14 protein-coding genes and 1 tRNA gene are annotated in these 19,106 nt (G+C 55.4%); 13 read left to right on the top strand and 2 right to left on the bottom strand.

The annotated features are described in order from the left end of the window. Window positions 1–11 precede the first annotated feature (11 nt). Window positions 12–3,281 (top strand): AAA family ATPase, encoded by a 3,270-nt coding sequence (locus ACFPQ4_RS06905; protein ID WP_378111046.1) that lies wholly within the window; start codon window positions 12–14, stop codon window positions 3,279–3,281. Here ACFPQ4_RS06905 and ACFPQ4_RS06910 read toward each other — a convergent pair. Then, a complete protein-coding gene (locus ACFPQ4_RS06910) occupies window positions 3,250–4,338 on the bottom strand; it encodes a YkvI family membrane protein (protein ID WP_378111047.1) in 1,089 nt (362 codons plus the stop codon). The two genes, ACFPQ4_RS06905 and ACFPQ4_RS06910, sit on opposite strands and share 32 nt — an antisense overlap. A gap of 89 nt (window positions 4,339–4,427) precedes the next feature. Here ACFPQ4_RS06910 and ACFPQ4_RS06915 point away from each other — a divergent pair, with 89 nt between their 5' ends. Both ACFPQ4_RS06915 and ACFPQ4_RS06920 read left to right on the top strand, forming a co-directional pair. Next, window positions 4,428–5,726 carry an ArsB/NhaD family transporter gene (locus ACFPQ4_RS06915; protein ID WP_378111048.1) on the top strand — a complete coding sequence of 433 codons (1,299 nt, stop codon included), beginning with the start codon at window positions 4,428–4,430 and terminating at the stop codon, window positions 5,724–5,726. A 202-nt stretch (window positions 5,727–5,928) separates the two neighbouring features. Further along, window positions 5,929–7,911 (top strand): glycoside hydrolase family 15 protein, encoded by a 1,983-nt coding sequence (locus tag ACFPQ4_RS06920; RefSeq protein WP_378111049.1) that lies wholly within the window; start codon window positions 5,929–5,931, stop codon window positions 7,909–7,911. Window positions 7,912–8,069: 158 nt separating this feature from the next. Here ACFPQ4_RS06920 and ACFPQ4_RS06925 read toward each other — a convergent pair whose 3' ends face one another. Further along, entirely contained in the window at window positions 8,070–8,774 is a 705-nt protein-coding gene (locus tag ACFPQ4_RS06925; protein WP_378111050.1) for a hypothetical protein, read from the bottom strand. 265 nt (window positions 8,775–9,039) lie between these two features. Here ACFPQ4_RS06925 and ACFPQ4_RS06930 point away from each other — a divergent pair, with 265 nt between their 5' ends. The 10 genes from ACFPQ4_RS06930 (at window position 9,040) to ACFPQ4_RS06975 (ending at window position 19,060) form a co-directional block, all read left to right on the top strand. Beyond that, complete coding sequence (locus ACFPQ4_RS06930) at window positions 9,040–9,612, top strand: xanthine phosphoribosyltransferase (RefSeq protein WP_378111051.1); 573 nt, start codon at window positions 9,040–9,042, stop codon at window positions 9,610–9,612. Between the two features lie 91 nt (window positions 9,613–9,703). Next, window positions 9,704–10,030: a hypothetical protein gene (locus ACFPQ4_RS06935; protein WP_378111052.1), complete on the top strand. Its 327-nt coding sequence runs from the start codon at window positions 9,704–9,706 to the stop codon at window positions 10,028–10,030. Window positions 10,031–10,114: 84 nt separating this feature from the next. Further along, window positions 10,115–10,324, top strand: a complete 210-nt coding sequence (locus ACFPQ4_RS06940; RefSeq protein WP_378111053.1) for a hypothetical protein — start codon at window positions 10,115–10,117, stop codon at window positions 10,322–10,324. Window positions 10,325–10,398: 74 nt separating this feature from the next. After that, window positions 10,399–10,884: a carboxymuconolactone decarboxylase family protein gene (locus tag ACFPQ4_RS06945; protein ID WP_378111054.1), complete on the top strand. Its 486-nt coding sequence runs from the start codon at window positions 10,399–10,401 to the stop codon at window positions 10,882–10,884. A 147-nt stretch (window positions 10,885–11,031) separates the two neighbouring features. After that, window positions 11,032–11,118: transfer RNA gene (locus ACFPQ4_RS06950), tRNA-Leu, on the top strand. Between the two features lie 77 nt (window positions 11,119–11,195). Beyond that, window positions 11,196–13,142, top strand: coding sequence for an ATP-dependent DNA helicase (locus ACFPQ4_RS06955; protein ID WP_378111055.1), 1,947 nt, complete (start codon window positions 11,196–11,198; stop codon window positions 13,140–13,142). Between the two features lie 116 nt (window positions 13,143–13,258). Next, window positions 13,259–14,191, top strand: a complete 933-nt coding sequence (locus tag ACFPQ4_RS06960) for an aldose epimerase family protein (protein WP_378111056.1) — start codon at window positions 13,259–13,261, stop codon at window positions 14,189–14,191. Window positions 14,192–14,207: 16 nt separating this feature from the next. Then, on the top strand, window positions 14,208–16,010 hold the full coding sequence (locus ACFPQ4_RS06965) for a sensor histidine kinase (protein WP_378111057.1): 1,803 nt from the start codon (window positions 14,208–14,210) through the stop codon (window positions 16,008–16,010). A 1-nt stretch (window position 16,011) separates the two neighbouring features. Then, on the top strand, window positions 16,012–17,607 hold the full coding sequence (locus tag ACFPQ4_RS06970; RefSeq protein ID WP_378111111.1) for a response regulator transcription factor: 1,596 nt from the start codon (window positions 16,012–16,014) through the stop codon (window positions 17,605–17,607). A gap of 109 nt (window positions 17,608–17,716) precedes the next feature. Next, window positions 17,717–19,060, top strand: a complete 1,344-nt coding sequence (locus ACFPQ4_RS06975; protein WP_378111058.1) for an ABC transporter substrate-binding protein — start codon at window positions 17,717–17,719, stop codon at window positions 19,058–19,060. Window positions 19,061–19,106: the final 46 nt, after the last annotated feature.

Consider the following 19,106-nt stretch of genomic DNA (forward strand, 5'->3'; position numbering starts at 1 on the left):
GAGGTAACGGGATGTTCATTCGCGAGCTACAGGTAGATGGATACGGCGCGCTGCAAGGCGTAGAGTTGACGTTGGATGCATCCGTTACTGTCCTTTATGGACCTAACGAGGCCGGCAAAAGCACGCTGCTGCGATTTATCCGCAGCATGCTGTACGGGTTTCCGACGCGCAAAGAGATGGTCGAGCGCGGAGAACCCGTACGCGGAGGACGGCATGGCGGGCGGCTTCTCCTGCACGGGCAGGACGGCCGCGAATGGCTCGTGGAGCGGTACGCGGAGCGCGGCTCCGGACTGACCGTCCGGGACGCCGGAGGGCTCGAGCGACAGCTGTCGCAAGCGGAGTGGGAGCGTCTTGCGCTCGGCGGCATTAACGAAAAGCTGTTTCGGCAGCTATTCTCCGTGTCGCTGGACGAGCTTCATCAGCTTCGCTCGCTGCAAGGCGAAGAGATCGGCAACTACTTGTACCACGCCGGGCTAGCCGGCGGGGCCGCGCTTACAGGGGCAAGACGCCGGATCGCCGCGGAGATGGATAAGCTATACCGTCCGAAGGGCGTTACGCAAGAGATGAATAAGCTAATGGCTGCGATCAAGGAAGCGGAGGCGGCCATTAGGCAAAGCAGGGATCATTTGCAACAGTTCTACGATCGCACGGCGGAGCTGCAGGAAACCGTGGGCCGGATTGCCGAGTCGGAACGGGTGCTCCCGAGATTGAGAGAGCTGGCGGCCGAAGCGCAGAGCGCTTTCGAGCTGCGCGAATGGTGGATTAAGTCGCAGTCGCTGCGGCTATCGGACGAAGAGGTTCGCGGCTCGCTGCCCGATCCGACGGCTCCGCTGTTACCGGAGGCGGCGCAATTGCGCTGGACGGAGCTGAAGGCGCGGCGTGGAGAGATTGCCGGCAAGCTGGAGCAGGCTCATGCTGCTCAAGAGGAACTCGCCCGGGCACGCGAGGCGCACGTGTGGTCGGAATCCCTTATGGCTGCTTTGCCGGAGCTTGAGCGGCTGGAGTCGCTTCGCGAAGGGATTGCGGCCAGACGGGAAGAGGAAGCGGAGCTGGAAGCCGAACGTCGCATGCTGGACGAGATGCTGTCCGCTTCGTTGTCGCGCTTGTCCGCGGACTGGGGAGAAGCCGAGCTGCGAGCGTTCGGAGGCGCTTTGTCCGAGCGGGAGCAGCTTCGCCGCCTTATGAGAGACTGGGAAGAGTCGGAGCGCGCGCTTCAGCCGATCCAAGGCGAACTCAAACGTATCGCGCGCATGCAAGATGCGCTGCAAGCGGAAGCGGATGAAGCAAGCGACGACAAGATCGACGGCAACGGGGTGGGTGAACCCGCCTATTCGGGTTCACCTAATGGAAATGGGCATCCTTATACGTTCTTACCGAGCAATCGTACGCATTTACTTCAAGCATGGCATGCGCTTGAAGATGCGATGCGCGCCTATGAACGCGTGTTGCCGATCGACGCAGCGGCGGACTCAGAACCAGCAATCGGCACAGATGCCGCTTACGGCAGAGGCGGGCGTTCGCGTCGATCGCCTAACCAGCAGCCAAGCGCAATCCCTGCGTGGTTGCCAGGCGGCGCGGCCGTCGTGTTTGCAGTCGCGGGGATCGCTCTCCCGTTCGCGTTAAGCGACGGAGGAGCCGTGTCGCCGTTAGTCGCGACCGGAACCGCGGTACTATTGCTCGCGTCGGGCGTACTCGCGACGCTCGCGTACCGTGCCTACAAGGAGGCAACGGCGCGCTCGGTCGCGACGGAACTCCCTTATGCAAATGCTCTTAGCGAGTCGACGCAAGCGAGAATCCGCGCGCAACGCCAGCAGGTCGTCGAGCGGCTGAGCCGCCTGATCGTAAATCCGGAATCGATGGCGGAGAGCCTCACGAATCCGTCTACGAAAGCGGACGATACGTGGAGACGTCTTCGCGAATCGGTACATGCGCGCCTCGACGAGCTGGAACGCCGCGATCGAGCGGCAGCCGGACGCGAACAACGGCAGCAGCGCATGAAGGAGCTGCGGACGGAGTCAGAGGCGATAGAGCGGGATGCGGTTAAAGCCAAGGACCGCATCGAGGAACTGAAATCGCTTTGGCAGCAGTGGCTGCAGCGGCACGGATTGCCTGCGGGGCTTACGCCGGATAGCGTGCCGGAGCTGTTCAACCAAGCGGATCAAGCGCTCGCGACGTTGCGTCAATTGCAGCGCGTATCCGATCGGTTACATACGATCAGGCAAACGGTGGACGAATTCGCGCAAGCGGCTAACGCGGTGATCGAGACGTCAAGCTTGCCTGCGGCACTCGCCTCGGATAGCGTGCTCGGGATACGTTGGCTTTACGTCGAAGCGCTGAAACATCGGCAATCGAGGCACGAAGCGGAAACGATCGATCGCGAGCGGGAAGCTTCGCGAGCCCATGCCGATAAGCTAAGCGAACAGGCTCGGGAAGCGGCGGAAGAGCTCGCGGCGTTTCTCGCGGAATACCGGGTTGCCGACGAAGCGGAGCTGGAGCTTCGGCTTAGGGTCGACGAGAGGAGCAGGGAGCTTCGCCGAGAGCTACGCGACGCGCAGCTTCGTCTGGAGTCCGGACGCTCGGAGGCGGCGCGAGAGAAGCTGTACGCGCGGCTTAACGAGCACGACGAAGCGGCGTTGGCCGTCGCGCTTGCGGAGCAGAACGCGGCGTTAGCGGCGGAAGAGCGGCAGCGAACCGAATGGCTGGACCGGCGGGGTAGATTGATGCAGGAGCTGGAGCGCCTGCGGACGGATGCGGAGCTGGAAGATCGGCGGCAGACGCTCATAGAGCGGGAAAGCCAGCTGGAGTCGCTATTGGAGCGGTACGCGGTATTGGCGTTAAGCGACCGGTTAATGTCCCGCGCGAAAGCCGTGTTTGAGGAAGAGCGCCAGCCGGAGGTGCTTCGGCGTTCCTCGGGTTATTTTCGCCAGATGACCGGCGGAGCGTACGACCGCATCGTAGCTCCCGGCGACCGATCCGCGTTGCTCGCGGTGACGCCGAACCGTCATCTGCTCGACAGCGCGTTTCTAAGCAGAGGGACGCAGGAGCAACTGTACCTCTCCATGCGTTTCGCCTTGTGCGACGCCGCGTCTTCCGAGCATCCATTGCCTCTGCTGCTAGACGACCTGTTCGTTCACTTCGATGAGAAGCGGCTTCGGAATACGCTCCCCGTAATCGGGGAAATGGCCACGAGAAGGCAAATGATTTTGTTCACTTGCCACCGTCACGTAGCCGAAATGCTCGAGAGCGGCATTACAGGCGCGAAGCAGCTAGTTCTTCGGTAACCGGCGGCGTCGGCGGCACTCCCGGCGGTCGCTGGCGGTCTCGCGTAATGAGGAACAGCCAGCCTAGGCTTAGCAGTCCGAATATCGGATAGAGCGTCGAGAGAAGCAGTCCGAAGCCGAACTGTCCGGCTAGGAAGCAGATCGACAGCAACGCCATCGTAATGACGCCTTGCGAGATTTTCATACGTTCATGTAGTTGCAGGGTGAGGCCGTAGATATCCGCGACGAGCGTCGAGAAAATTTCCATGAAAATCAGAAAAATATAAATCCAATGCAGCCATGCCCCAAGCTCGCGCGCGAGAAATCCCATCGGAATATCGAATTGCTTAATGCCGGGCATCCGCGCGGACAAGGCCAGGTGACCGGCGAGCAGCAATATGCCGATCCCGATGCCGCCGATCCATGCCCCTCGTCGCAGAACGCGGGGGTCTCCGATCGCGGATCCGAGCGGTACGAGCACCGCTTGAGACATCGACAGATTAAATCCCGCGTACAGAAAAGGCGACAGCCAGGCAGCCCACGGCGATATTTCGCTTGTCGCGTGAAGCCAATGGCCGGAGTCCGGATGGCGCAATGTCTCGAACATCAAAAATAAAGTAAACCCCATCATGACCGGCACGACGAACGTATTCACGGTAATGATCGCATTCATACCTTTGCGCAGCAGCAAGTAGCAGGCGAACATCGTCACGATTAAGCCGGTTTGATAGCTTAGATTCAGATGCTCGGAGAAGATCGAGCCGGCGCCGGCCAACATGACGGCGTTCACGCCTAGCAGCACGATCAGCATGACATGGCTGACCCATCTGCCCGTTTTCTCGCCGAATAAATGCTTGTTCAAGTCCTCGTACGACTTAGCTTTCAACTCCGCGGAAAGAAGCATGACCTTCGCGCCGATCCAGACGAAAAACAGCGTGGAAACGATGATCAGATAAGGCCCCCATGCGCCGAAGCGAGTGAAAAACTGCATGACCTCCTTGCCGGAAGCAAACCCCGCGCCTACGACGGTTCCGATAAAGGTGAATGCGACTTGTATGCTTAACGCCCAACGTTTCATAAGACGGAACCCCCAAATCCAAACTTGTCCTCCCTTCCTATCAACGTATGTGAAAGTTCGGACGGGCATGACTCCAGGAGATGTCCAACATGGCTTTACCCGTATCGATTGTCGTGTTCGCGGTTACGCTTATTCTGATCCTATGGCGGCCCAAAGGCTTGAACGAAGCCGTCTACGCCGCCCCCGGCGCGCTGTTGCTGCTCTCGCTCGGCACGCTCGCGTGGGCTGACGTCTCTTACATATGGCAAGTCGTATGGAACGCGACGTTATCGCTCATCGGAATTATGGTGTTGACCGGCGTAATGGACGACAACGGCTTTTTTAAATGGGCCGCTTTGCATATCGTTCGCAGGTTCCACCATCGCCGGATCGCATTGATGATCGGGCTTGCCGTATTCGCGAGCTTGATTACGACGTTTTTCAATAACGACGGAACGATCCTAATCATGACACCGATCGTCTTAGAAGCGACCGCCTTGCTCGGCATGGGCTTCAAGGCGCGCATCGCCTTCTTGCTGGCTATAGGATTCATGGCCGATACGGCTAGCGCGACGCTCATGGTAAGCAATCTGACCAACATTCTTACCGCGGACTTCTTCGGCATCTCTTTCGGCGACTTCGCGCGTCATATGGCGTTCCCGGGCATTACCGCGTCGATCGCATCGATCGGCATGCTTCTCTTGTTATTTGGCCGTACGATTCGGGCGGACGAACGGTCCGGCGCCAAAACCTTCGCGTTCCCGGAGCCTGCGTCCGTCATCCGCGACCGTCGCGTGTTCCTGCTCTCTTGGCTCGTATTGACGCTCATTCTAGCGCTCTATTTCTTCTCCGAGCGATTGGGATGGCCCGTATCTGCGATCGCGTGCGGCGGGGCGGCGTTGTTATGGATCGCCGCGATCGTCACGCGAAGCGCGAACTCTGCGCGGCTGTTGCGCAGAACGCCATGGCTCATCGTCGTGTTCGCGCTGTCTATGTACATGATCGTGTACAGCGTACACCTCCACGGCGGGACGGTATGGTTCTCTTCGCTCATGCGGCCGCTCGACGATTCGGGATTATCCGGCATCGTGTTTGGCTCGGGGGCGCTGTTCTCGCTCTTGGCGGCCGGCATCAATAACTTGCCCGCGGTTCTAGTCTCGTCGTTATCGATCTCCGAGTTAGACGGAGGACATGCCGTTTTGCCTTTCTCCAGCTTGATCGGCATGTCGGTAGGCGCGAAGCTGACGCCGATCGGATCGCTCGCTACGCTGCTGTGGCTGCAGCTTCTACGCCGCGACGGCGTAAGCTTAAGCGTGCCGCAGTACATGAAGTACGGGTTTCTGCTCACCGTACCGGTGTTGCTAGTGACTCTGGCCGCCCTGTGGCTGCAAACAATATGGTTTTCATAACAAGTCTGTCGAGATTTGCATAAAGATGGTTGATCGTACGGAAAGTTATTGTAAAATAGACTGAGGACGATTCGCGGACCCGAGGGGGAGGCGATCAAGCCGACGGTTAGGTGCTCTAATCGGCGGAATCGCTTCGGGCAGATTTCAAATTACCCGGCCCGGGAGAGTCGTCCAGCGTTCCGGGCTTCAAAGGAGCTGCTTCATGATTAGCCAAGAAAGACTGCAAGATCATCTTCGCAAGAAACCTTATCTCGTAGATGCCATTGCGGGCAATTCCGCCATGCTGGCGTCGCTCGGCAACACCGGGAGACTGTATCGGCTATGGTGGCCGCACATCGATTTTCCGCAGCACGTGGACGAAATCCGCACGGGACTTCTGTTGGATCGTACGCCGGGGGGCGTTAGCTGGTTCGACGAGGCCGAAGCGGGATGGCAACACAAGGCGGGATACGTGCCGCACACGAACGCATATCGCGTAAGCGCCAGCCGTCCGGAATATCCGGTTAAGGTAGAGCAAACCGATTATGCCGTTCCTGGACAACCGTTGTTCGTACGGGCGTATCGCCTGACCAACGACGGCAACGAGGCGCGGAACATTACGTTTTATTATTACGGCTCATTCCGAATCGCGGAAAACGAACTGTACGCAACGACCGAGTTCCGGGGGGAACAAGACGCGTTGCTGCATCATCGGCACCAATACGCTTTCGCTATCGGCAGCTCGCACGAGTGCGCGGGTTACCAAGCGGGATCGGGCGCATGGCATGCCGCCGCTAACGGAGAGTTAAATGGCAACGAAATCGACATGCAACCGGACGGGGCGATGTTTTGGACGTTCGCTAACGTCGCTCCGGGGCAAACGGTCGAGCTTACGATTTATATCGCGGCCGGTCATGGCCGAAATGAAGCGTTGTCCGCGTTGGCGGAAGCGAAGAGCCGTCCGCAAAGCGCTTGGTACGACGATACGGTATCCTATTGGGCGAACTACTTGGCCGCCGCGGCGCCTTGCCCGAGTAACGATCCGGCAATCGCCGAGCTTTACGAGCGTTCGCTGCTCGCGATGAAGCTGATGGCGGACGAAGAGACGGGGACGATCGTCGCCGCTCCGGAGTTCGACGAGAATTTCAGCCGTTGCGGCGGATATGCGTATAGCTGGGGCCGCGATGCCGCATTTGTCACGACGGCGTTCAACAAAGCGGGTCTCGGGTCGCTGTCCGAGAAGTTCTACGAATGGGCGTTGAGCGCGCAAGATCCTGACGGCTCTTGGCAGCAACGTCATTATCACGACGGAAGGCTCGCTCCGCATTGGGGACTTCAAATCGACGAAGGTTCTTCGTTGTTATGGGGAATGTGGGATTATTACGTCTATTCGGGAGAGCAACAGTCTTTCCTGGATCGCGTATGGCCAGCGGTCGAGAAGGGCGCGGCGTTCCTCGTCTCGTACATCGACCAGGAGACGGGATTGCCTAAGCCGAGCAGGGACTTGTGGGAAGAGCGGGAAGCGGAGCATACGTATTCCGCGGCCGCGGTGTTCGGAGGCTTGCAAGCCGCAGCATCATTCGCTCGCCGTCAAGGACGCGAAGACCTTGCGACGGAGTGGGAACAAGTCGCGCGGAAGATCGCCGAGTCGATCGAAGAGCTATGCTGGAACGACGAGCGTTCTTCGTATTACCGCGGCGTGAAGCTGACCGTCTCCAAGGGAGAATACGAGGCAGCGATCGAACGCGGTGAAGCGGGTCACGTGTTCCAACGTAACAAAGGCTATTGGAAGCACGTGCTCGAAGTGGATCCGATCGTCGATATCAGCTTGCTCGGACTTAGCGTGCCGTTCGGCGTCGTAGCAGTGGATTCGCCGCGGATGGTTCAGACGGCGGACGCGATCGAGCGCTTGCTGACTTCTCCGAAAGTCGGAGGTATTAAGCGTTACGAGAACGATAATTATATCGGCGGCAATCCGTGGATTTTAACGACGTTGTGGCTCAGCCATTACCGGACGCTCCAAGGTCGTTACGAAGACGCTCGCAAGCTGCTCGATTATGCGGTTAAGCACGTGACGCCTTCCGGTTTACTTCCGGAGCAGGTTGATCAGAACACCGGCGAGACCGCTTGGGTCGTACCGCTGACTTGGTCGCACGCGATGTATATCCTGGCCGTTCATCTCCTTGCGGAGAAGGGTCAGCTATAACAATTGCACAGGAAGCCGCAAAGCCATCCACCGACGGGAAATCCGGTCGGCGGATGGCTTTTTTGCGCGAGAATGCAAGAAATCCCCCTCGCTCAGGGAGGGGGGACAACCTGAGCGAAGGGGATTTCGATAGGAAGGGAGGAGTACGCAACGAAAGGTTATTGCGATCCGATCAGCTTGATAGACAATACTTCGTGCGTGTCGGGATCGAGGTCCAGCTTCAGCCAGCCGCCCGTGACTTCCATCGTGAGCACATGCGTTTGCGGGTGATCAAGAATTTGCAACAGATCGGCGGCTTCCGAGCCGGTAATGCCGGTTGTCAATCCCAAGACGCCGGAAGTTACGTCGCTGGACGAAATCTCGATAAAGACGACTAAGCCGTCCGAGTTAAATCCGACCGAAAATCCCGGATAATCCCACATGTCGATTGTAGTAGAATCGCCTGGCAGTGCGTACTTCGCGGATGACGTGCCGAATCGACTTTCGATCGAAGCATCGGTTTCCATCAGCGCGATGCCGTGAAGCATCGGATGGCCTCCGTCGAATGGCTTGTCCGCGATAACAGGAGACCCAACGGTCGGCGAATCGTCCGAAGGCTGCGCGTTGGACACGCCTACGCCGTTATCTTGATCATCGTCCGATGAGTCGGCCGTGTTTGCGGCCTCGGGCTCCGAAAGTGGCGAAGATATAGGCTCGAAGCTCGGCGAATCGGGCGAAGAAGCGGCGAAACTCTGGATAGGAGAAGCGGATGAGCTCGGTTCGGAAGCGGCGTTAGGGCGCTCGTTAGCGTTGCAAGACGTTAAAACGGCGCTTAAAGCGATAACCGATAACAAGGCTAGCAATCGATTCGCGTGACCCAACATGTCCCATCTTCTCCCTTCCGCAATAGCTATATCTAGTATGACACATTGTACCAGGCAAAAGTTGCGTCCAACATGAAAAACTTGGCAAAACAGTTCTTTTGTCGCATAATGTCGCTTCGAAACAGGACTTGCGGATAATGTAAAATGGATAAAAACGGGGGTGACGGGCTAAGCATTTAGCCCCTTAATTCAGCTTGTTTACTGGTTGCGCGAGCGAAAAGGATATGATAAGTTAAACGGAAAAGAAACGGGCGGTGGAGGAAACATGGACATTCTTAAGGAGAGAATTTTGAAGGAAGCGAGCGTTATTAATTCGGACGTCTTGAAGCTTGACTCGCTGCTGAATCATGGCGTCGACCCGCAACTGACGATGGAGATGGGGAAGGAATTCGCCAAACGGTTCGCCGAAACGCCGATCACGAAGGTCATCACGGTCGAATCGTCAGGTATACCGGTGGCGTTCGCGACTGCGTTGCATCTAGGCGTACCGCTCGTGTTCGCGCGCAGGAAGAAGACGCTGCTTGGGGAGCCGGATGCTTATTGCGAACGCGTGCCGTCGTTCACCAAAGGGATCGTCACCGATCTGATCGTGTCGCGCCATCTGCTTAGTCCGGACGATTCGGTGCTCTTCATAGACGATATTATCGCCAACGGCGACGCGGCAAGAGGACTAATCAAAATTATCGAGCAATCGGGCGCTAATCTCGCGGGCATCGGCATCGTGCTCGAGAAGTCGTTCCAGGCCGGAGGCCGCACGCTGCGCGAGCTTGGATTCAAGGTCGAGACGCTCGTCAAAATCCAATCGCTCGAGGACAATACGATCACGTTCGGCGAGTAACCGGACGCGGAATTGGAGCAATTACCTTCTTTCCCAATTGAATTACTTTATCGTATAATAGGAGTAACTTGCAGGGGGAGGCGAGCAGCAAATGGGGAATCTTGAACTGTCAGGTGAGTTTTTTCTAGCTAAGCTTGAAGCGGCCAAAATCCACTTCGAGCGCGCGCTCGACTGCAAACATACGGAATTCGACGACTTGTATCCGTATATGATCGAGCATCCGCAATTTTTCTGGTATAAAAGATATGTCGCATGGTCGGAGCTATTAACGATCGTCAGACTATCCGAAGAGCTTGGCATCGCATGGACGGAACGGTTCACCGAGAAGCAAGCCGAATATGTCAACAAACGGGTCATGTCGAGCAAAGTGCTGGATTGCTGGTATGAAACGAACGATACGAGAGAGCACGTAGGGTGAGCGCCCGGCGGGCGCGCTTGAAACAACCCGCGAGGATTCCATCCATGCGGGTTGTTTTTGTATCTATATGAAGGAGCGATAACGATGAACGACGATCAACTGGATCAATTACGCGTGGATAGCACAAAGGTACGAATAGTCAGAGACGCGCTCGAGCAGAACGACGTGGTCGGCATCGTCGTCGCTTGGGACGACGAATACGTACTGATGCGCAGACCGAATCGGAAAGTCATTAAAGTGAAGCGCGGCTACCCGATGCAATTGGCTTCGGAACCGCGCGAATGGGTGGAATGATTTACCCTTCATTGTGGCAAAGTAGACGACAAGATCCATTCATCACGTACGGTTAAACGCCGGGGGGTGTAATCATGTCGTTAATGGAACAAAAATTGGCTAAGTATAACGAGGGTGAAGCGGGGACGTCCATTATGCTGCCGCAGGTCGAGGACGCTTATGATCAATTCGCGAGCCAATGTCTCGCGGACGGCGAGTTGGACGCGCTCACGAAGCAATTGATCGCGCTAGGCGTATCGCTATACGCCAATAACGAGATTTCGATGCAGTATCACGTGCAAGAGGCGCTTGCGCAAGGCGCCAGCGATCGGCAGATCATGGAAGCCGTAGCGGTCGTAGCCGCAACGGCGGGCGGGCACGCGCTATCGCAAGGCGTGATGCAGGTAGGCGGCGCGCTTCATGCGGCCGGAGGCAACGGAACGCTGTTCCATGGAATCGAACCGGACAAGCTTCGCAGCAGCCACTTGCAAGACTATTTGCAGGACACGGAGTTCGCTTCGGACGAAGGTTGGGAAGGGATGGCGATTCCCGGCGGTACCGCGGTGTCGCCTTCGTATTGATAGACCATTAACTGAAAATTAGAACTTCCTCGCCTGGCTTGACTTCGCTTCAAGCCACGTGCTATTATAAGATACGTGCTCGAGACAAGGTTGGTTAGTAATGCGGTAATGCGATGAAGACAAACCCTCGAATACACTTTATAGCATGCGGTCATGGCGGAATTGGCAGACGCGCTAGATTCAGGTTCTAGTGTCAGCAATGACGTGGAGGTTCGAGTCCTCTTGACCGCACCACCTATACAATCGCAAGAAGCTCCGGTCTCCCGGAGCTTCTTTTTTATGAATAGAACAATTTGGAGGCAGAGCCAACATTGAATCGATACCCTTTTGAATATGACCATGCCAGGCCTTTTCTTCAACAGGTAGGCGAATGGGTCGCGGACGTGTTCTACGATATATTGCCCGAAGCCGGGTTCGAGGTGCGCGACGAGCAAATTTATATGGCTTACCAAATGGAAAGAGCGTTCGCCGAGAAGCAGACTCTGTTCGCGGAAGCCGGGGTAGGAACGGGCAAAACGCTCGTCTATTTGTTGTACGCGATCTGTTACTCGCGCTACATGCGCAAGCCGGCGGTTATCGCCTGCGCCGACGAATCGTTAATCGAACAGTTGGCGAAGCCGGAAGGAGATCTGGCCAAGCTGACCCGGCATTTGAGCCTTGCGATCGACGCGAGATTGGCTAAGTCGCCGGATCGTTACCTTTGTTTGGTCAAGTTGGATCAGGCGCAAGCAGGCTTCGAGGATTTGGATTTGTATAAAACGGTGCACTATGAATTGCCCGGATTCGTCCATAAGCATGAAGCGCTGCAAACGTTCCATGCCTACGGAGACCGCAAGCAATACCCGCACTTGAACGATCATCAGTGGGACAAGATCAGCTGGGACTCGTTTCAGGATTGCTTTACTTGCCCGCAAAGACATCGTTGCGGACAGACGTTATCCCGCGAGCACTACCGGAAATCCGGCGATTTGATCATCTGCTCGCATGATTTCTATATGGAACACGTATGGACGTACGAGGGACGCAAAAGGGAAGGTCAACTGCCGTTGCTGCCGGATCATTGCGCCGTCGTATTCGACGAAGGGCATCTGCTGGAATCGGCCGCCCAGAAGGCGTTGACGTACCGTTTGAAGCATTCGGTATTCGTAGAGTTGATCAGCCGATTGTTGCAAAATGAAATTCGCGAAACGTTAGCCTTGCGTATCGACGAAGCGATCGATCGGAGCGAAGCGCTGTTCGAGACGCTTTCGCGGCAGAGCGAGGATATCGCGGGTTCGGATCGCAAGCGGATTAAGCTGAGCGAACGACTGCTTGAAGAGGTGCGCCAGTTCTGCCAAGTGATCGAAGCGATCGAAGAAGAATTAGTATTCGAAAGCGAGCTTTACACCTTGAACGATTACCAGCTTCGCATCGTCGAAGAGCATCTGGAGACGATACAGAAAGCTTTAAGTTTGTTCCAGCGTTCCGATAAGCCGATCAGCTGGGCAACGGAAAGCGATGACGGACTCACCTTGGTCATTATGCCGAGAGCCGTTAAGGAAGTGCTTCGCGAACGGGTATTCGGCCTCCAAATGCCGGTCATTTTCTCATCCGCTACGTTATCCGTCAAAGGTTCTTTCGTATATACCGCAGACAGCCTAGGGATCGAGCGATATTTGTCGTTCAGCGTGAAGTCCCCTTACGAATATATCAATCAGATGGAAGTACTGGCCCCGGAATGGCCCCGCGGCGCTTCGTTCAACGAGAAGCTGAAGGCTGCCGCCGGACTGTTGACCCGAACGGATGGCAGGGCGTTGATCTTGTTCAACGATAAAAAGGATCTGCTCCGCTTCAAAGAGTCGATCCCTTCTATTCCGGCGTGCGCGGACATGCGGTTCTGGTTCGAAGGGGACGCGGAAATCAGCCATCTCATCTCCGCTTTCCAACAGGATGAGCAAAGCGTTCTGTGCGCGGTAAGTCTATGGGAGGGATTAGACATACCCGGTCCGTCTCTATCGAATGTCATCATGTGGTCGTTGCCTTTCCCTCCGGAAGAGCCGGTCATTTTAGCGAAGCGTGAAGCGTCGGTATCGCCTTACGAAGAAGTCGATCTGCCTTATATGTTGCTTCGCCTTCAGCAAGGGATGGGACGATTGATCCGCTCTCGCGAAGATCGCGGCATTGTGGCCATCTTGAGCGAGGAACTTCATAATGACCCGAAACTCCGGCAGATCATCGAGGAATTATTGCCGGAGGGCGTTCAGTTGACAAAAAAATGAACATCCGAATGCCCAGATTTTGAATTGTGCGATAGGGATCGGTACGATATAATTCGTCAAACGCCTCTGGGCGCACCGATTCCATGGTCCATAAGGGACCGAAGCGAGGAATAGGCATGACGGACTGGATACAGACTGATAGAGAAGGCTTTAAGGCATGGACATATAACACTTCGCAGGTGTCAGTAACCATCGTACCAGCGCTCGGCGCTAAAGTCGTATCTCTGCTGAACCGAAGGACGGGGAGGGAATGGCTCTGGCACAGCGGAAAACCGCTCGGTAACCTGGGCTATGGCTCCGTGTTCTCGCACGGGGATGAAAGCGGTTGGGACGAGATGTTCCCGGGCATTAACGTCTGCGCCTATCCGGACGAGCCGTGGCGCGAGCGAATCATTCCGGATCATGGCGAAGTTTGGTCGCTAGAATGGAACGCCGAAGCTACCGGGCAACAATTACGGTGCAGCGTTGACGGCAGGCAATTTCAATATACACTGGATAAGGTCGTCTCCTTCACATCGGAGGACACTCTCCGCATCGATTACGAGTTGACGAACCGGTCCAACTCGCCTTTCTCTTTCCTATGGGCGGCGCATCCGCTTTTTAAGGCGAGCGAAGGCATGCGGCTGCGCGTACCTGAAGAACTTACTCAGATCGAGGTGTCCTATTCGGCACAGGGGCGACTGGGCGAATTCGGAACATTGCAGCCATGGCCGAAAATTCCTAATACCTCGATCGATCTTAGCGTCATTGAACCGCCGAAAGGCCGTTTCGCGGAAAAATATTATTTTAAAGACAAGTTGAAGCGCGGTTGGGCGGAATTGAGCGATCCGGCTACGGGCGAAACGGTCGAATTCGGGTTTCCGGCCGAACAGGTACCCTACTTGGCTGTCTGGGCCAACTACGGCGGATACGGAGGACATTACCATATTGCCATCGAGCCCGCCACGGGAACAATGGACGACCTCGCCTATGCCATGAGCCGCGGGGAAGCGGCTATCGTTGCGGGCGGCGGGCAATACCGATGGTATTTGGAGCTGTCCGTACGTTAAGAGGGGTGTCGGGAACATGAATATGATCAAATGGCTGTTCATCAACCGAAGCATCCGGACGAAAATCGTATGGAGCAGCACGATCATCTCGTTGATTCCGATGCTCGTGCTGTCGTTCATGTTCTACCGATCGAGCACCCATTCGCTGGAGCGAACGATCTATCGGAGCTCGGATCAGAACGCTCAATACGTATCCGGATACTTGAATCAATATTTTCGCGATATTTCTTCCTCCGCGTTGCAAATATACGGGTTCGAACGCGTGCTCGAGCTGATGGAGCACGGCGGAAACGTCTCCGACGAGAACTTTTTCAATTTGCGGGAGTCGTTGAAAAATTACTATTATCTCGTCACCAACAAGAACAAAGACGCCATCATCAAGATTATGATATTCGGCAAGGATAATAAACTGCGGGATTATTGGTCGAGAGCGACCAGCTACGACTCCATTCCCTTCGATCAGAGCATTCCCCACTTCGGGGACATGCTCGATTTGCCGTTCCAACAATCGCTGTCGTTCACTTACGCCGATCCAGTGGTGAAGCAGGATTTGTTCGTATACGCGATTACGATTTACAACCCTTTTTACCATCGGAAAATCGGTTCGCTCGTATTTTATATCCAGCAAAAAGAGCTCAAGAAAGTCATTGAGGCAAACAATCTTTCCCCTAACGTCATCGTGATACGGAATGCTAGGGGTGAAACGATATACGAGACGAACGGCCAGTATAGCGATCTGATCTCGAAGACAAGCCAGCCCGATGCGAAAACGAAAAACAATCCGAAGGCCGTCCGGTTCGACAAAAACAAAGATCTGCTCATCGCGACGTCCTCTCTCGACAACGGAAACCTCGTGCAATCGATCGTTTATCCGAATGAAGAGCTGGCCAGGCATCGCAAGAACACGCTCCTTATTACGATCGGCGCGTTCATCTTCGTCATGCTCTGCATTTCCTTGCTGTCGATGCTCGCGCAGCAGTATATTACGAGACCGATCAAGCTGCTCGGCAAGGCAATGAAGACGGTTCGTCACGGAAACTTCCACGTCACGATCAACCAGCCGAACCGTTACCGCGACGACATTTCCGAGCTGACGAGAAATTTTAATTACATGACGGAAAAAATACGCGAGTTGATCGAGCAACGCTATCAGATGCAGCTGCGGAACAAGGAAGCGCAGTTGCTTGCGTTGCAGATGCAGATCAATCCGCATTTTTTGTACAATACGCTTCAGACGATCGGCGGGAAAGCCGTTCTCATAGGGGACTACGACATTCCCGAGATGTGTCGGTCGCTCGGCGACTTATTCCGCTACAGCTTCTATGAGGGAAATACGGAATCCACGATCGGCCAAGAGCTCGCCCATGCAGGCAATTATTTGTATATCCAGCAGTTTCGGTTCGAGGATGCTCTACAGATGGAGTTCAACATTCCCGCGGAGCTGATGGACGTCTATATTATCCGGTTCATCATGCAGCCGATTATCGAGAACGCCGTCGTCCATGGACTGGGCGGACCTGACGACCGTCAGTTGCTTATTCGAGTGGGAGCGACGAGGCAAGCCGATACGGTACTGCTCTCCGTGCACGATAACGGTCCCGGCATCGAACCAGCAAAACTCGCGGCCCTTCGGAGCGGGCTCGATACGAAGTCGCTGGAAGTGTTCTCGGGCATCTCGATCGGATTGAAAAACGTCCATGAGCGGATTCGGCTCGTATACGGCGAGGCTTATGGATTAAACATCGATAGCACGCCGGGTGAAGGCACGGAAATTCACATCCGGATTCCATACAGAAAGCGGGGTGAGACGATTGTATAAAGTGATGGTTGTCGACGATGAACCCTGGGGACGGAAGTCGGTAAGCAAGATGATCGGCGAGCTGGCATTGGACGTCGAGGTAGTCGCGGAGGCGCGTAACGGCGCCGAGGCGCTTGAGCTTATCCCGATTAGCAGGCCGCAGATCGTCGTCACGGACATGAACATGCCGGTCATGAACGGGCAGCAGTTTCTCGAGACTTTATATCATCGGCATAACCCTATTAAAGTGATCGTCATTAGCGGCCATTCGCAATTCGAATATATGAAGGCGGCCGTCACTTATCAAGCCTGCGAATATGTCCTGAAGCCAGTATCGCTGGCGGATTTGAGGAGCGCGATGATCAAGGCGATGGAGGCGAGCCGCAATCATCTGAGCATCGAACAGCGACAGCAGTTCACGAGCGAGATGCGGAAGCTTCGGACGGAGGCTTTTTTACAAAACGTGACGGGTCGGCGCATCGCGAACGCGGCCGATATCGAGGCGCAGTCAGCGAAGCTGGTCGCCTCGCCCGTACTCAGCCGTTATCGGCTGGCTGTTTGCATGCTAAGACAGTTCCGCGAGCTGTCGGAGACAAAGTTTAACGGGAACGCCGACCTGCTCATGTATAGCGTGGAAAATATTTTGTACGAAGTAATACAGGACGATGTACCTTACATTTATAAGTCGGACGATAAAATGCGGCTATGCCTGTTGCTGCCCGAATCGGGATATGACGGAGCACGGGTGCAGCAACTGCTGCAGCCCTTTCACGATGCCGTGAGCCAAATGTATCAAATGGCCGTTGTCGTCGGTCTGAGCGCAACGCGCAATCGGCTGGATCAATTGCCTGAGGCGTTCGAGGAAGCGAACGAGCTGCTGCGCGGCAATCCGATGCAGGGCACGGACTTCTCCATGAACACGGCCGATGCCCCGCGCGTGACGGCGACTGCTTCGGAAGTGCTGAGTGGCTTCGAAGCGAAGCTGCTGCAGCAGGCTATGGCTGCCGCCCAAGCTTCTAGCGTGCGCAGGATGTTCGGGGAATTCCTGCGGAAAGCGGAAGCGGCGCGGGGACTTACGATCAGCGACGGCCAGAAGGAGCTGCGCAAGCTCGTCGATCTCGCGAGCAGCGAATGGGCCGGCATCGTGAATGCGCGTCCGGCAGTATTCGAGCTGCGGACGATTGACGGAATTATAGGCGTATCCGCGATGCGTTCGTATGTCGAGGCGCTAACGGATGCGATCGAAGCGCACATGGAGAGCAGGGCGGTTCCGGAATCGGCCAATCCGATGCACGAAATCGCGGCGTACTTAGACGAGCATTATTTCGAGGACCTCAGCCTGATCGACGTCGCAACCCGTTATCACCTTGACCCGAGCTACTTGAGCAAGCAATTCAAAGCGGTGACGGGGGAAAATTTCATCGAGTACGTCACCCGTAAACGAATGGAGAAGGCGTGCGAGCTGCTCCGTTCTTCCGACCGGAAAATCAACGACATCTCCGAGCTGGTCGGCTACGAAAACCAGCGGTATTTCAGCCAAGTGTTCAAGAAATTTACCGGGCAGACGCCATCGGAATATCGGGAAACGCCTGCCAATACCCCGCACGCAAAAAATTGAACATCGCGTCCCCAATTTATTTTATTCCTCGAGTCTAAGGCGAATCGTAACATAGAGATCAGGACGGGGACGCTCGTTCGCCACGAAACAAGACAAAGGGGATATGGATATGAACAAAAAGCTAGGTCTCGGTCTTAGCATCGCGCTGCTAACAGGCGTATTGACAGCATGTGGCACCAACAACAACAACAACGAACCAGCAGCCAGCCCGGCGGCTTCCGAGTCGAACAGCCCGGCTACGGAAACTGCAAGCGCTCCCGCTTCAGAAAATACAGAGCCGGTTACGATCTCGTTCATGCACTTTAAGAGCGACGTCACCGACGGCATCGCCAAAATCGTAGAACAATTCGAAGCTGAGAATCCGAACATCAAGGTCGACGTACAACCGGTTAAATACGATGATTACTATACGCTTCTGAAAACGAAGATGGCGGGCGGAGATATCGTCGACGTGTTCACGCTAAACGCAGGCAGCAATACGAAATTGTTTAATGACGGCGGCTACCTTGAGGATTTGACAGCTCAGCCGTTTATGTCGAACTTCGAGCCGAGCGTGCTGCAAGAACAAGCGACGGACGGCAAAAACTATATCATGCCGCTGAATGCTGGTCCAATCGCAGTATTCTACAATAAGAAAATTTTCAGCGACCTGGGAATCGAAATTCCAAGAACATACGATGCGCTGATGGCAGCTGCGCAAAAAATCAAGGATGCAGGCAAAACGCCGTTCGCGCTTGGTTGGAAAGACGGATGGCCGCTAGGCATGTGGCTTAGCCGCGACTTCCCAAGCAACGCGGTCCTGGTCGACAAACAAACGGACTTCTTCGACAAGCTCGAGAAGGGCGAAGCGAAGTTCGCGGATAACCCTGCAACGAAGACTGTAATCGCTCACGCTCAAGACATGTTTAAGTATGGTAACAAGGACCAGCTAGGCGTCGACTATAACGGCGCGGTAGATTTGTTCGCTAAAGAAGAGGCTGCCATGATGTATATGGGCGTATGGCCGCTTGCCGACATCCAGAAGAAAAATCCGGCATTGTACGAAACCGGCATGGGCTACTTCCCGTATCCGTTCACGAACGACGAAAGCCTCAACAAGCTGGAGTTCAACCCAGACGCTTCGCTCGCCGTTAACAGCAAATCGGAGCACAAAGATGCCGCGATGAAATTCCTGGCGTTCTTGTCCAGCAAAGAAGGCGGAGACGCTTGGGTTAAAAACACGAACACGCTTAGCTACGCGAAAGGTTCGATTACCGATATCGCTCCGGCCGTAAGCGAACTGAAGCCTTACTTCGACAACGGTCAGCTCTATAATTCCCAAGCTTTCATCACGACGACGATCGATTGGAACTCGCAATTCACGCAATTCGTGCAAAAGGTGTTTTTCGACAAAGCAACGCCTGATCAAATCATCGCAGACCTGGATGATTGGGTTGCCAAAAACCACAAATAATAGAACAGCATAATGACCATGAACGGCATAGGCCACGCCTATGCCG

This window comes from Cohnella yongneupensis (assembly GCF_042655785.1).
GTDB lineage: Bacteria > Bacillota > Bacilli > Paenibacillales > Paenibacillaceae > Cohnella > Cohnella yongneupensis.